Raw genomic sequence first — 13,323 nt, 5'->3', positions numbered from 1 at the left:
GGGGGCCTCGTCGCGCGCTCAGGAGGTCAGCCGACGGGGGCCGGGGCTTCGGCCGGGGCCTGCTGGATCTTGCGGGGAGCCTTGGTGCGTCCGTGGGTGGCGTAGAGGGCCAGACCGACGAAGACGACACCACCGACGAGATTTCCGACCACCGTGGGAATCTCGTTCCAGATGAGGTAATCGGCGATGGAGAAGTCGCCGCCGAGCATCAGACCGCTCGGGAACAGGTACATGTTGACCACCGAGTGCTCGAACCCCATGTAGAAGAACACCAGGATCGGCATCCACATGCCGATCACCTTGCCGGACACCGACCTCGACATCATCGCCGCGACGACCCCGGTGGAGACCATCCAGTTGCACAGCACGCCGCGCACGAACAGCGTCAGCATGCCTGCGGCGCCGTGCTCGGCGTAGCCGACGGTCCGGATCTCCCCGATCGAACCGAGCTTCTGCCCGATGGCGTTGGGATCGACCGTGAACGCGTAGGTGACGATGATCGACATCAGCACTGCCACGGTCAGCGCACCGGCGAAGTTGCCGAGGAACACCAGGCCCCAGTTGCGCAGGACACCGCTGATCTTCACCCCGGGCCGCTTGTCCAGCCACGCCAGCGGGGCGAGCGTGAAAACGCCGGTGAGCAGGTCGAAACCCAGCAGGTAGAGCAGGCAGAAGCCGACCGGGAACAGCAGCGCTCCGATCAGCGGGACACCGGTCTCGACGGTGACGCTCACCGCGAAAGCGGCGGCCAGCGCCAGGATCGCACCGGCCATGTACGCGCGGATCACGGTGTCCCGGGTCGACATGAAGATCTTGGACTCGCCCGCGTCGATCATCTTGGTGACGAACTCGGGCGGACTCACGTAGGACAAGGGAACTCCTCGAAGCCGGAAGGGGAACCAGGTACCGTGGGGAGGTCTGTTCCCGGTCTGGCTGGCAGTTTCCGCATCCGTGATTTCCGCGTTGTAACGCGCCGGCGAGATCGGCGTCAAAAGGACCTCACGGCTTCGAGGGCTTCGTCGTCAGTCCAGCAGGTTCACGATCATCGAAGCCATCACACCGGGATCGCCGGTGTCCGGCCGCAGCACCAGGTCGGGGTTCTGCGGAGGCTCGTAGACGTCGTCGACGCCGGTGAAGCCGGTGATCTCCCCCGCCCGCGCCCGCGCGTAGAGGCCCTTGGGGTCGCGCGCCTCGCACATCTCGATCGGGGTGTCGACGAAGACCTCCACGAAGGTCAGCTCCGCGTCCTGGTGCACCTGCCGCGCCCGGTCGCGGTCGGCGCGGTAGGGGCTGATCAGCGACACGATCGACACCACGCCGGAGTCGGCGAACAGCCGCGCCACCTCGCCGACGCGGCGCACGTTCTCAGCCCGGTCCTCGGCGCTGAAGCCCAGGTCGGCGTTGAGGCCGTGGCGCAGGTTGTCGCCGTCGAGCAGGTAGGCCGGCCTTCCCGCCGCGACCAGCCGGCGTTCCAGTTCGACGGCCACGCTGGACTTGCCCGACCCCGACAGCCCGGTGAGCCACACCGTCGCTCCTCGAGTCCGGCGCTGTTCCCTGCGCACGGCCGTGGAGACCCAGCTGACGTTGGACTCGGCGATGTCCGGGCCGGTGATCATGCCTGCGGCGACGGTGTTGTTGGTGGCCTCGTCGACGAGGATGAAGCTGCCCGTCGTGCGGTTGCGGCGGTAGGCGTCGAACAGCAGCGGCTGCTGCGCGCGCAAGCGGATCCGGCCGATCTCGTTGAGGGACAAGGACGTCGCGCTCGTGTCGCGGTGCAGGGTGTTGATGTCGAGCCGGTAGTCCAGCTGCCGCACCTGGGCGCGCGTGCCGCGCGTGGTGTGCTGGAGGGCGTAGCGGCCGCCGGGTTCCAGCGCGGTGTGCTCGGTGAGCCAGCAGACCAGGGCGTCGACGTCCTGGCTCGCGTGCGGCCGGTTCTGCGGACGGCAGATCATGTCGCCGCGCGAGACGTCGAGGTCGTCGGTGAGCCGCACGGTGACGGCCTGCGGCGTGAACACCTCCTCGACGACTTCCCCGCCCGGTCCCCAGATCTCCTCGATGCCGCTGGTGAAGCCCGAGGGCAGCACGACGACGTCGTCACCTGGTTTGAGCACACCGCCCGCGACGGTTCCCGCATATCCCCGGAAGTCGCCGTCGCGGATGACGTACTGCACCGGCAGCCGCGCGTCGATGAGGTTGCGGTCGGAGGCGACGTGGACCTCTTCGAGGTGGTGCAGCAGCGAAGTCCCCTCGTACCAGGGCATGTTCTCGCTGCGGTGCACGATGTTGTCGCCGCGCAGCGCCGAGACCGGGATGAACGTCAGGTCCGGGGCGTCGAGCTTCATCGCGAAGGAGGCGAACTCGGCGCGGATCTCCTCGAAGCGCTGCTGCGAGTGGCCCACGAGGTCCATCTTGTTCACGCACACCACCAGGTGCGGGATCCCGAGCAGGCTGGCCAGGAACGCGTGCCTGCGGGACTGCTCCAGCACGCCCTTGCGCGCGTCGACGAGCACCAGCGCGAGGTCGGCGGTGGAGGCGCCGGTGACCATGTTGCGCGTGTACTGGATGTGCCCGGGGGTGTCGGCGATGATGAACTTGCGCCGGGGCGTGGCGAAGTAGCGGTGCGCGACGTCGATGGTGATGCCCTGCTCGCGCTCGGCCCGCAAACCGTCGGTGAGCAGCGCGAGGTCGGGACCGTCGGTCCCGTGACTGGCGCGCTCCACGGCCTCCAGCTGGTCGCTGAGGATCGTCTTGGAGTCGTACAGCAAGCGCCCGATCAGCGTGGATTTGCCGTCATCAACGCTTCCAGCGGTGGCCAACCGAAGCAGCTGCGTCATCGAAGCTCCTCGTGCGGTCGCGCTTCCGCTACTTGCTTTGCAACGGCGAAGCCGTTTCTCCTTGCCCCACCCGAGCAACCGGCACCGCCGCGGGTTCTCAGACATCTTCCGGGGAGGACAGCCGTAGCGCCGTGCATTGGCATACATGACTCTCGGATCCCGGAGCCAGAAGGCGTCTGACGTTCCGCCACCCGCACCGCTGAGCAACCCAGCCACCGAACACCCATTCAGAAGTAGCCCTCTCGTTTTCGGTCTTCCATTCCTGCTTCTGAGATGCGGTCGTCGGCGCGGGTGGCTCCGCGTTCGGTGAGGCGGGCAGCGGCGACCTCGGCGACGACCTCGCTGACGGTGCTCGCCGTGGAGGGCACGCAGCCGGTGCAGGTCGTGTCGCCCACGGTGCGGAAGCGGACGGTGGCCTCGTAGGGCTGCTCGTCCTCGGCCGGCGTCAGGTGCGGGTTGGTGGCCAGCAGCATGCCGTCGCGCTCGAAGACGGTGCGCCGGTGGGCGTAGTAGATCGACGGGAGTTCGACGCCCTCGTCGAGGACGTACTGCCAGATGTCGAGCTCGGTCCAGTCCGACAGCGGGAAGACGCGGATGTGCTCGCCCTTGCGGTGCCTGCCGTTGTAGAGGTGCCACAGCTCGGGGCGCTGGTTGCGCGGGTCCCACTGGCCGAACTCGTCGCGGAAGCTGAACACGCGCTCCTTGGCCCGGGCCTTCTCCTCGTCGCGGCGGGCGCCACCGAAGACGGCGTCGAAGCGGTGCTCGCCGATGCTGCGCAGCAGGGTCTGGGTCTGCAGCCGGTTGCGGCCGGCTCCGGGCTGCTCGACGGAGCGGCCGGCGTCGATGTCATCCTGCACGCTGCCGACCAGCAGGCGCAGGCCGAGCCGCCGCACGGTGCGGTCGCGGAAGTCGATGACCTCGTCGAAGTTGTGGCCGGTGTCGATGTGCAGGACCGGGAACGGCAGCGGTGCGGGCCAGAACGCCTTGGTGGCGATGTGCAGCATCAGCGCGGAGTCCTTGCCGCCGGAGAACAGCAGCGCGGGTCTCTCGAAGGATGCGGCGACCTCGCGGAACACGTGCACCGTCTCGGCTTCCAGGCCGCGCAGGTGGGTCAGCTCGTAGGTCGTGGTCACCCGGGACCCGCCCTTTCCATCGACACCGAACCTAGAACAAGTTTCACAGAAAAGTAGAACAAGTTCTTGCGCTCGGTCAAGCTGCGCGGAAAGCTGGGTCCACCCCCTCGAAGCCAACCCTCGCAAGACACAAGGAGGCGTCATGGACCTCGTCGCGCTGGAGGAGATCAAACGACTGAAGTACCGCTACCTGCGCGCGGTCGACCTCAAGCTCTGGCACGTGCTCGCCGAGGCGCTCACCGAGGACGCCGTGGCCGAGTACGGCACCGAGGCCACGGGCTCCAAGCTCGAACTCACCAGCCGGGAGGAGATCCTGAAGTTCATGCGGGAGAACCTCGGCCCGAGCATCATCACCACGCACTCCGCCGGCCAGCCCGAGATCGACATCGACGGCGACACCGCGACCGGGATCTGGGGCTTCGAGGACACGGTCATCGCCACCGAGTTCAAGACCTTCATCAAGGGCGCGGCCTTCTACGAGGACACCTACCGCCGCGAGTCCGACGGCCAGTGGCGCATCAGCAAGACCGGCTACACCCGCACCTACGAGCTGATGCACACCTTCGACGACCTCCCGAACTTCAAGCTCACCGCGAACCGCTGGAGCTGAGGAGCACGGGAGCTTCAGCCGGACCTCGACAGCCAAGACGACCGCATAGCACTAGAACGAGTTCTCAAGAGGAGCTTATGCTCACTCAGCCCTTCGCCGATGCCGTCTCCGAAGCCGAGGAGGTCATCCGGCACGCCAAGCACATCCGCGACGAGCAGGACCTCATCGAGGGGTACGACTACCTCGCGGGAAGCATCCAGGCCTCCCTCATGCTGGCTTGGGCCTACGAGCGGGACTTCCCGTACTTCGTCCAGTCCACCGGCCCCCACACCAAGATGGGCCTGGACAACCCGGACGCGCTGTACTTCCACTCCTACATCCGCGACGACGCCGAGTACGTGGTGACCGGAAAGCGCGGCAGCACCGCGGATCTGAGCTTCCAGGTGCTCAACGGCGACTACTCGCCGGTGGACGTGCCCGACAGCCTCGCCGCCTTCGACGACCGGCGGATCGACATCGACGACAACGGCGACTTCGAGGTGCGCTTCGGCCCCGGCCCCGCCGGTCCGAACTACTTCACGCTCGCACCGGGTTCGGCGATGCTGGTGGTGCGCGAGGTCTACAGCGACTGGGATGCGGAGCGGCGCGGCCTGATCCGGATCCGCCGCGAGGACACCTCGGGAACCGCTCCCCCGCCGCGCACGATCGACCTGCTGACCAAGCGCTACGGCGTCGCGGGCAAGATCCTGCTGAGCCGGTTGCGGACGTTCCTGGCGTTCCCCGAGTGGTTCTACCTGAACCAGCCGGTGAACACGATGAACGATCCGCGCTCGACCCCGGGCGGCCTGGCCACGCAGTTCTCCTCGGCCGGGCACTTCGAGCTGTCCGAGGACCAGGCGATGATCATCACCGTTCCGCGGTCCGAGGCCCCCTACCAGGGTTTTCAGCTCGGCAGCCCCTGGTACGTCTCCACCGACTACATCAACCACCAGACGAGCCTCACCGCGCAGCAGGCGCGCACCGACCCCGACGGCAAGATCCGGTTCGTCATCACCGAGCGCGATCCGGGCCTGGCCAACTGGATCGAGCTGACCGGGCACCAGCGCGGCTACATGCAGATCCGCTGGCAGCGACTCTCCCGCGACCTGGGACCCGACGACGGCCCGGAGGTGGAGATCGTCGGGTTCGACGAACTGCCGCAACGACTTCCGCATCACGAGCGCTCCCGCGTGACACCGCAGGAGTGGCGGGAGCGAATCGCCGCGCGGCAAGCAGCCGTGCACTACCGGATGCTGGGGTGAGGCCGATGCTGGACGGACTGCTGAGCGACAAGGTCGTCGTCGTCTCGGGAATCGGCCCCGGTTTGGGCCGGTCGCTGGCCCTGCGCAGCGCGCAGGCCGGAGCCGACGTGGTGCTGGCCTCGCGCACCGAGAAGCGGCTCGAGGAAGTCGCCGAGGAGGTCACCGCACTGGGCCGCCGCGCCCTGGTGGTGCCCACCGACATCACCGACGCCGACGACTGCGCCGCACTGGCGAACCGCTCGGTGGAGCACTTCGGCCGGGTGGACGCGCTGATCAACAACGCCTTCGCGATCCCGCCGCTGGCCGACCTCGCCGACACCGACCTGGAAGCGATCCGGCAGGGCTTCGAGACCACCTCGATCGCCGCGCTGCGGCTGACCCGGCTGTTCGCCCCGGCGCTGGCCGAGACCCGGGGCGCGGTGCTGATGGTGAACTCGGCGGTGGTGCGGCACTCCCGCCGCCACTACGGCGCCTACAAGATGGCCAAGTCCAGCCTGCTGTCGCTGGCGCAGAGCCTGGCCACCGAACTCGGACCGAAAGGCGTGCGGGTCAACTCGATCGCGCCCGGCTACATCTGGGCGGACTCGCTGAAGTGGTACCTCGGCCACCTCGCCGAGCAGCGCGGCGTCACCCGCGACGAGGTCTACGAAGAGACCGCCGCTACCACCGACCTGCGGAGACTCCCGGAACCGGAGGAAATCGCCGACGCCGCGCTGTTCCTGATCTCCGACATGGCCAGGATCGTCACCGGGCAGTGCCTAGACGTCAACGCAGGCGAATTCCACCACTGAGGAGTCGTTGATGAGCATCGGACGCGAGAACGTCGGCACCGTCGAAGACCTGCACGCCTCGGCCAGTCGTCTCGTCGGGCTGGACGACTTCGGAACCGACGACTACACCGACGGTCTCGGCGTGCTGTTGGAGTCCTACGAGCGGGATGCGGACCTGACGCCGTTGGGGAACAAGGTCAAGCGGGCCTTCCTGCGGGGTGCGTTGACCGCGCGGTTGTTCAGCGAAGCGGCGTGGAAGCAGCACCCGCAGCACGCCGAGGTGGCCGTCGAACGACCCATCTTCGTCACCGGGCTGCCGCGCACCGGCACCACGGCACTGCACCGGCTGCTGACCGCCGACACGGGCAACCAGGGGCTGGAGCTGTGGCTGACCGAGGTGCCGCAGCCTCGGCCACCGCGCTCGACCTGGGAGGACGACCCCGTCTTCCGGGGAATCCAGCAGGGCTACACCCAGCACCACGTGGAGCACCCCGAGTTCATGGGCGTGCACTACATGTCCGCCGAGCAGGTCGAGGAGTGCTGGCAGCTGCTGCGGCAGTCGATGCGCTCGATCTCCTACGAGTGCCTGGCGCACCTGCCGACCTATTCGCGCTGGCTGGAAGGCCAGGACTGGACGTCGGCCTACGCCCGGCACAAGCGCAACCTGCAGCTGATCGGGTTGCCCGAGAACAACCGGCGCTGGGTGCTGAAGAACCCGAGCCACCTGTTCGCGCTGGACGCCCTGTTCGAGACCTACCCTGACGCGCTGGTGATCCAGACCCACCGGGAGCCGCGCACCGCGATCGCCTCGGTGTGCAGCCTGGCCGCGCACGCCACCCACGAGTGGTCGGAGACCTTCCACGGCGGCACGATCGGCCGCGACCAGCTCGACCTGTGGTCGCGCGGGCTGGCGGAGTTCAACGCCGCGCGGGCCCGGCACGACCCGGACCGGTTCTTCGACGTGCGCTACGAGGACTTCATCGCCGACCCGATCGGCGTGGTGGAGCGGATCTACGGGCATTTCGGACTACCGCTGAGCGAGAACGCGGCAACAGCGATGCGGAACCTGCACTCCGAGAGCACCGCAGGTCACGCCAAGCCCGCGCACCGGTATTCGCTGGCCGAATTCGGATTGCGACCCGAAGAGGTCGACGAGCGCTTCGCCGGGTGGGCTCCCGTCGGTTAGATTCCGGATCGGATTCGACGACCGGAGGGGCGGGCATGGCGTACGGCGACTACCAGCTGGAGATCTACCTCAACGGGTTGAGCGGAGTGCTGCCCGATCTGCCCGTGGAGTTCGAGGAGCTGGAGGAACGCGCGCGAGCGGCCATGTCGCCGACGGTCTGGTCCTACGTCCACGGCGGCGCCGGCTCGGAGCGCACGCAGCGCGCGAACGTCACCGCCTTCGAGCGCTGGGGGCTCGTCCCGCGCATGTTCGTCGGCGCCACCGAGCGCGACCTCGAAGTGGACCTGTTCGGCCTGAAGCTGCCCTCACCGGTGTTCATGGCGCCGATCGGCGTGCTCGGGATCTGCGCGCAGGACGGGCACGGCGACCTGGCCACGGCGCGCGCGGCGGCGCAGAGCGGTGTGCCGATGGTGGCCTCCACGCTGTCGTCGGATCCGATGGAGGACGTGGCGGGCGAATTCGGTGGCACACCGGGCTTCTTCCAGCTCTACACGCCGAAGGACCGGGATCTGGCGGAAAGCCTGGTGCGCCGGGCCGAGAACGCAGGTTACAAGGGCATCGTCGTCACCCTGGACACCTGGATCCCCGGGTGGCGGCCGCGCGACCTGTCCACCTCGAACTTCCCGCAACTGCGCGGGCACTGCCTGAGCAACTACTACAGCGATCCGGTCTTCCGCGCGGGACTGGACAAGACGCCGGAAGAGGACCCGGGTGCCGCGGTGATGCGCTGGGTCTCCACCTTCGGAAATCCGCTGAACTGGAACGACCTGCCGTGGCTGCGGTCGCTGACCGACCTGCCGCTGATCGTCAAGGGCATCTGCCACCCCGACGACGTCCGCCGCGCCAAGGACGGCGGCGTGGACGGCATCTACTGCTCCACCCACGGCGGTCGGCAGGCCGACGGTGGCCTTCCGGCCCTGGAGGTGCTGCCCGAGGTCGTCGATGCGGCCGACGGCATGCCGGTGCTGTTCGACTCCGGTGTCCGCAGCGGCGCCGACATCGTCAAGGCCCTGTCCCTGGGCGCCACGGCCGTGGGAATCGGCCGTCCCTACGCCTACGGACTCGCGCTCGGCGGTACCCCGGGCGTCGTCCACGTGCTCCGGAGCCTCCTCGCCGAAGCGGACCTCATCATGGCCGTGGACGGCTACCCCTCGATCGCCGACCTGACCCGGGAAGCCCTCCGCCGGCTGTCCTGATTCGCGCCGAGTTCCGTTGCCGGACAATCGGTTTCGTCCACATCGGAATCGGGAACGGAGAGCACCGCGCGGGATGTCCGGGCAGGATCGGCCGCCGGGTCCCGCGCGGTGGCGAACGCCGCTACACTCCGGCGAAACGTGATCGAGTCCACTGGAGTTCGGGGCCGATGGGAATCGAAGGCGAGGCCGCCGGCGTCGGGACGGCGGCCGGCATTGACACCAGCAAGGCGAGCATCGCGCGCGTCTACGACATGTTCCTGGGCGGCAAGGACAACTTCGCGGCCGACCGGGAGGTCTACGAGACGATCCAGGCGGTCGCGCCGCAGGGCGACGAGGTGGCCAAGTCGATCCGCCGCTGGCTGATCCGCGTGGTGCGGCACCTGGCGGGATTCGAGGTCGGAATCGACCAGTTCCTCGACATCGGTTCCGGCCTGCCGACCGTGGAGAACACCCACGAGGTCGCCCAGCGCCACAACGCCGACGCCACGGTGGTCTACGTCGACAACGACGCGACCGTGGCCGCCTACGGGCGGGCGCTGATGGAGGAGAACGACCACACCCACTTCGCCACCTCGGACCTGCGCGACCCGGCGGCCCTGCTGGCGGCGCCGCAGGTCGCCAAGCTGGACTTCGCCCGGCCGATCGTCCTGATCCAGTGCGCGACGCTGCACCACATCGACGACGAGGCGGATCCGGCCGCGTTCATGAAGCACTACGTCGACGCGCTGCCGTCGGGCTCCTACCTGGCGATCTCGCACTGGTGGGACCCGGGCGACGAACTGCCCGAAGGACACCGGATGGCCCGGGAGCTGGAGCAGCGCTGGCGCGAGTCGTCGATGGGCACCGGCCGCTACCGCACGCGCGCGGAGATCGCCGAGCTCTTCGCGGGGCTGGAGCTCGTCGAACCGGGACTCGTCGAGCTCAACGACTGGTGGCCGGACGGCCCCCGCTTGCGCGAGCCCTCGCTGGTCGAGCGCCTGATCCTCGGCGGCCTCGCCTACAAGCCCTGATCAGCCCCGTTCGCGCTCGCGCAGCGCCGCGCGCAGCGTTTCCGCCTGCTCATCGCTGACCGAGGCGACGAAGTGCGCAAGGACGACGTCCGGGGCGCCCGAGGCGACGAGCACCTGGTGCAACGACCGGGCCGCGGCTTCCTCGCGGGTGCGCGTCGGCCGGTACAGGTAGGCCCGGCCGTCCAGGTCCCGCTGCACCCAGCCCTTCCGATGCAGGTTGTCGAGCACCGTCAGCACGGTCGTGTAAGCCAGCGACCGGCCGGTGTCGAGCCGCGACAGCACCGCGCGCACCTTGATCGGCTCCACCGAGTCCCACAGCACCCGCATCACCGCGGATTCGAGCTCGCCCAGACAACGCATCGGCCTTCCTCCCCGGGCACATCGTACGTCCGGACGCGCACGTCGCGCGCGCTATGTGAATCGGGTTCGGCTTTTTTGGCGATCCACAATCCATTTTGGACCGGAGGCGGTCCGCAAGGCCGTTGACCCGCAATAGGATTCACATCTACTATGATCGTTAGTAGCGGTGCAGCCCCCAAGTCCCCGACGCCGCTACCTCGCGAGGAAACCGGCAATTCCCCCTCACCGGTCCTCGCCGAATGCTGGGCGGGTCCCAATCCCCCCTGGGATCCCGCCCAGCCCCGCGATGAAACCACATCAAGCGGAATTCGCTCATCCGATTGAGCCGATCCGGGCATGTCGCTGAAGTTCAGCTATGCCTGCTCACCAGGTGTTTCGCAACCGGAATCCGGACGACACCATTTCAGAAAACGGGGATGAAGCGCGGCCAGATCAATGAGCGGCAACACCTGCGTTCCACTCGCACAACTCTCCTTTGCAGAACGGCACAAGGTTGCCGCGGCGTGATTAGCGCGTTTCCGGATCGTTTTCTTCGATGTGAATTCCCTCCTATTCCGCGAAGACGCGCTCTGCGATGCTTGCCCGCCGTCCCGGACGACGGCCGATCCAGGGCACCGCAGAGAAATTCGGATGACTTCATGACACCCACCACACAGCACTCCAGCCCCACCGACGCCGCGCACCCGCGGGACCCGCGATGACCGCGCAGGAGAACCCCGGCGGCGAGGTGGAGCAGCTGCTGCTCACCTTCGAGGCGGCCCTGGCCGAGACCGACCTGCTCGGCAGGCACGCCGACCCCGACGAAGAACCTCCGCAGCTGCGCGAGTTGCGCCACCAGGTGGTGCGGCAGGTCCAGAACGTGCCGGCCGACGAGCTGCCGCGCGAGCGGTGCCAGAACTGCGACGGCGAGCGCGAGGTCTCGGCGGTGCACGTGCGGCGCAGCGAGGAGACCGCCCCACCCGAGGTCGTCACCGCGCAGCGGCTGTGCCCCAACTGCTGGGGTACCGGGCTCTCGCTCCGCCACACCGACCAGCCGCCGCAGCTGCACGAGTAACCCGGGTGCTGACCGCCGAAAAATCGGTGGCGGCCGCGCGGACTCCGGTGTCATGGTTCTCGCGTGGTTGTGGACCATTTCGGTGAGAGAGTCGCGGCGGAGTACGACTCCAACGAGACGGGCATGTTCTCCCCCGCGGTACTCGGGCCCGCGGTGGAGTTCCTCGCCGAGCTCGCCGGTGCCGATGCCGCGCTGGAGCTCGGCATCGGCACCGGACGAGTGGCCCTGCCGCTGAGCGCGCGGGGCGTACCGGTGCACGGCATCGACCTGTCCGAGGCGATGCTGGCGCGGCTGCGCGCGAAGCCGGGCAGCGAGCGGATCGGTGTCACGACAGGTGATTTCGCGCGCACCAGGGTTCCCGGCGAGTTCGGCCTGGTGTTCCTGGTGTTCAACACGATCAACAACCTCACCACGCAGGACGAGCAGGTCGACTGCTTCCGCAACGCCGCGCGGCACCTGCCGCCGGGCGGGCGCTTCGTGATCGAGGTCGGCGTGCCGGACCTGCAGAAGCTGCCGTTCGGCGAGACCCACGTGCCCTTCGAGTTCGGCGCCGAGCACGTCGGCATCGACGAGTACGACGTGGTGAACCAAGGCCTGATCTCGCACCACTTCTGGATGCGCGACGGCCGGTGGGACCTCGATTCGATGCCGTTCCGCTACGTCTGGCCCGCCGAGCTCGACCTGATGGCCCGGCTGGCGGGAATGCGCCTGGTGGAGCGCTGGGCGGACTGGGACCGCAGCCCGTTCACCAGCACCAGCGGCAAGCACGTCTCGGTGTGGCGCAAGGAGCCGGCGTGAGAATGATTGGGAATGCCGCGATCGGCTAATAATAGTCTACAGTGGATGATCGACGGCTCACTGCGGCTCTGGTAGGAAGCGCGCATGCGCTTCTACGCCGAACGCCCGGTCCGCTTGGCAGGACAGGTGTTGTGCGACGTCCTCGCGATCGCGTGGGTCGCCGGCTTCTGCTGGCTCGCCGGTCTGGCGAAGTCCGCGGTCCTGGAGTTGCAGGCACCTGGGCATCGCATGATCGAGGCGGGCGGCGAGCTCCGGAGCACCTTCGCCGACGCGGCAGGCACCGCCTCGGGAGTCCCGTTCGTCGGCGACGACCTCGCCGGCGCGCTGGGGCGGGGCGGCTCGGCCGGGGACGTGCTCATCGACGCGGGGGTGCGACTGCTGGAGGCGATCGGGCTTGCCGCCACCGGTGTCGCGGTCGTGATCGTGGCGTTCTCGCTGATCCCGGTGCTGGCGGTGTGGTTGCCGCGCCGGGTCCGCTACGCCCGCGCGGCCGGGCAGGCCGTGGCGATGCGGGCCCAGGGCCCCGACCTGCTGGCGCTGCGCGCGCTGACCGAACTGCCGCACCGCAGGCTGAAGCGAGTCGGCACCGAACCCGCGGCGGCGTGGCGCGCGGGTGACGCCGAGGTCATCGCGGAGCTGGCAGGGATGCGGCTGGCCTCGCTGGGGTTGCGCGTCAGCTGACCGCACCGGAGCGGTCGGGGAGACCGAGCCGCAGGTGTTCGCTGTGGTAGACGGCCTCGTCGAGCAGCTGGGCGACGTGGTTGTCGTAGAGGCTGTAGACGATGCTGCGCCCGGAACGGGCTCCGACGACCAGGCCGAGGTTGCGCAGCAGCCGCAGCTGGTGGGACACCGCGGACTGCTCCATGCCGACGGCTTCGGCGAGCTCGGTGACCGGGCGCGGCCCCTGCCGCAGTTCGGTGAGGATCAGCAGCCGGCTCGGCGTGGCCAGCGCCTGCAGCGTGTTCGCCACGTGCGCGGCCGACTCCGCGTCGAGTCTGGTCGCCTCCCGATCCACTCCGTGTCCCATGCGCAGCAGTCTAGACCCGCATTTGCATGAACGCATGTTCATGTGTTCTGCTGTGCGGGTCTAGCTCAGCTCTGCGGAGGTTCCACCGTGGCCACGTCCACCAC

The 13,323-nt window shown here is 68.5% G+C and carries 13 protein-coding genes and 1 pseudogene; 9 read left to right on the top strand and 5 right to left on the bottom strand.

Annotated features, from left to right (window positions below; translation table 11 throughout):
• Positions 1–26: 26 nt before the first annotated feature.
• The 3 genes and pseudogenes from AB0J78_RS04265 to cysD all read right to left on the bottom strand — a co-directional run bounded on the left by AB0J78_RS04265 (position 27) and on the right by cysD (position 3,967).
• Positions 27–872, bottom strand: coding sequence for a formate/nitrite transporter family protein (locus tag AB0J78_RS04265; RefSeq protein WP_363786803.1), 846 nt, complete (start codon positions 870–872; stop codon positions 27–29).
• Between the two features lie 150 nt (positions 873–1,022).
• A pseudogene (cysC, locus tag AB0J78_RS04260) lies at positions 1,023–2,843 on the bottom strand (adenylyl-sulfate kinase); the annotation flags it as partial.
• A gap of 218 nt (positions 2,844–3,061) precedes the next feature.
• Positions 3,062–3,967, bottom strand: coding sequence for a sulfate adenylyltransferase subunit CysD (gene cysD, locus AB0J78_RS04255; RefSeq protein ID WP_363786801.1), 906 nt, complete (start codon positions 3,965–3,967; stop codon positions 3,062–3,064).
• 142 nt (positions 3,968–4,109) lie between these two features.
• Here cysD and AB0J78_RS04250 point away from each other — a divergent pair, with 142 nt between their 5' ends.
• The 6 genes from AB0J78_RS04250 to AB0J78_RS04225 all read left to right on the top strand — a co-directional run bounded on the left by AB0J78_RS04250 (position 4,110) and on the right by AB0J78_RS04225 (position 9,980).
• Positions 4,110–4,577, top strand: coding sequence for a nuclear transport factor 2 family protein (locus tag AB0J78_RS04250; RefSeq protein ID WP_363786799.1), 468 nt, complete (start codon positions 4,110–4,112; stop codon positions 4,575–4,577).
• Between the two features lie 77 nt (positions 4,578–4,654).
• On the top strand, positions 4,655–5,818 hold the full coding sequence (locus tag AB0J78_RS04245) for a hypothetical protein (RefSeq protein WP_363786797.1): 1,164 nt from the start codon (positions 4,655–4,657) through the stop codon (positions 5,816–5,818).
• Positions 5,819–5,826: 8 nt separating this feature from the next.
• Positions 5,827–6,609, top strand: coding sequence for an SDR family oxidoreductase (locus AB0J78_RS04240; RefSeq protein WP_363787539.1), 783 nt, complete (start codon positions 5,827–5,829; stop codon positions 6,607–6,609).
• A gap of 10 nt (positions 6,610–6,619) precedes the next feature.
• A complete protein-coding gene (locus AB0J78_RS04235) occupies positions 6,620–7,774 on the top strand; it encodes a sulfotransferase (protein WP_363786795.1) in 1,155 nt (384 codons plus the stop codon).
• Between the two features lie 35 nt (positions 7,775–7,809).
• A complete protein-coding gene (locus tag AB0J78_RS04230; protein WP_363786793.1) occupies positions 7,810–8,970 on the top strand; it encodes a lactate 2-monooxygenase in 1,161 nt (386 codons plus the stop codon).
• 167 nt (positions 8,971–9,137) lie between these two features.
• Entirely contained in the window at positions 9,138–9,980 is an 843-nt protein-coding gene (locus tag AB0J78_RS04225; protein ID WP_363786791.1) for an SAM-dependent methyltransferase, read from the top strand.
• On the opposite strand, the gene AB0J78_RS04220 is transcribed toward AB0J78_RS04225, so the two are convergent.
• A complete protein-coding gene (locus AB0J78_RS04220) occupies positions 9,981–10,340 on the bottom strand; it encodes a BlaI/MecI/CopY family transcriptional regulator (protein ID WP_363786789.1) in 360 nt (119 codons plus the stop codon). It lies immediately after the preceding gene.
• Between the two features lie 697 nt (positions 10,341–11,037).
• Here AB0J78_RS04220 and AB0J78_RS04215 point away from each other — a divergent pair.
• From AB0J78_RS04215 to AB0J78_RS04205, 3 genes are all read left to right on the top strand, one after another.
• Positions 11,038–11,394, top strand: a complete 357-nt coding sequence (locus AB0J78_RS04215) for a hypothetical protein (protein ID WP_363786787.1) — start codon at positions 11,038–11,040, stop codon at positions 11,392–11,394.
• A 123-nt stretch (positions 11,395–11,517) separates the two neighbouring features.
• Positions 11,518–12,192, top strand: coding sequence for a class I SAM-dependent methyltransferase (locus AB0J78_RS04210; protein WP_363787538.1), 675 nt, complete (start codon positions 11,518–11,520; stop codon positions 12,190–12,192).
• Between the two features lie 84 nt (positions 12,193–12,276).
• The gene (locus AB0J78_RS04205; protein ID WP_363786785.1) at positions 12,277–12,873 is read left to right on the top strand and encodes a hypothetical protein; all 597 of its coding nucleotides are present in this window, start codon (positions 12,277–12,279) and stop codon (positions 12,871–12,873) included.
• Here AB0J78_RS04205 and AB0J78_RS04200 read toward each other — a convergent pair.
• Positions 12,866–13,219: a metalloregulator ArsR/SmtB family transcription factor gene (locus AB0J78_RS04200; RefSeq protein ID WP_363786783.1), complete on the bottom strand. Its 354-nt coding sequence runs from the start codon at positions 13,217–13,219 to the stop codon at positions 12,866–12,868. The two genes, AB0J78_RS04205 and AB0J78_RS04200, sit on opposite strands and share 8 nt — an antisense overlap.
• Positions 13,220–13,323: the final 104 nt, after the last annotated feature.

The sequence above is a fragment of the Saccharopolyspora sp. NPDC049426 genome (genome assembly GCF_040676935.1).
Lineage (GTDB): Bacteria > Actinomycetota > Actinomycetes > Mycobacteriales > Pseudonocardiaceae > Saccharopolyspora.
Note: the sequence above shows the minus strand (reverse complement) of the source record. Positions and strands in the feature narration are given on the sequence as shown.

Excerpts from the sequence above, each read along its gene's own strand:
- AB0J78_RS04230 (WP_363786793.1), top strand. The coding sequence starts at position 7,810 with ATGGCGTACGGCGACTACCAGCTGGAGATCTACCTCAACGGGTTGAGC.
- AB0J78_RS04235 (WP_363786795.1), top strand. The coding sequence starts at position 6,620 with ATGAGCATCGGACGCGAGAACGTCGGCACCGTCGAAGACCTGCACGCC.
- AB0J78_RS04225 (WP_363786791.1), top strand. The coding sequence starts at position 9,138 with ATGGGAATCGAAGGCGAGGCCGCCGGCGTCGGGACGGCGGCCGGCATT.
- AB0J78_RS04245 (WP_363786797.1), top strand. The coding sequence starts at position 4,655 with ATGCTCACTCAGCCCTTCGCCGATGCCGTCTCCGAAGCCGAGGAGGTC.
- AB0J78_RS04250 (WP_363786799.1), top strand. The coding sequence starts at position 4,110 with ATGGACCTCGTCGCGCTGGAGGAGATCAAACGACTGAAGTACCGCTAC.
- AB0J78_RS04210 (WP_363787538.1), top strand. The coding sequence starts at position 11,518 with ATGTTCTCCCCCGCGGTACTCGGGCCCGCGGTGGAGTTCCTCGCCGAG.
- AB0J78_RS04205 (WP_363786785.1), top strand. The coding sequence starts at position 12,277 with ATGCGCTTCTACGCCGAACGCCCGGTCCGCTTGGCAGGACAGGTGTTG.
- AB0J78_RS04200 (WP_363786783.1), bottom strand. The coding sequence starts at position 13,219 with ATGGGACACGGAGTGGATCGGGAGGCGACCAGACTCGACGCGGAGTCG.
- AB0J78_RS04220 (WP_363786789.1), bottom strand. The coding sequence starts at position 10,340 with ATGCGTTGTCTGGGCGAGCTCGAATCCGCGGTGATGCGGGTGCTGTGG.
- AB0J78_RS04215 (WP_363786787.1), top strand. The coding sequence starts at position 11,038 with ATGACCGCGCAGGAGAACCCCGGCGGCGAGGTGGAGCAGCTGCTGCTC.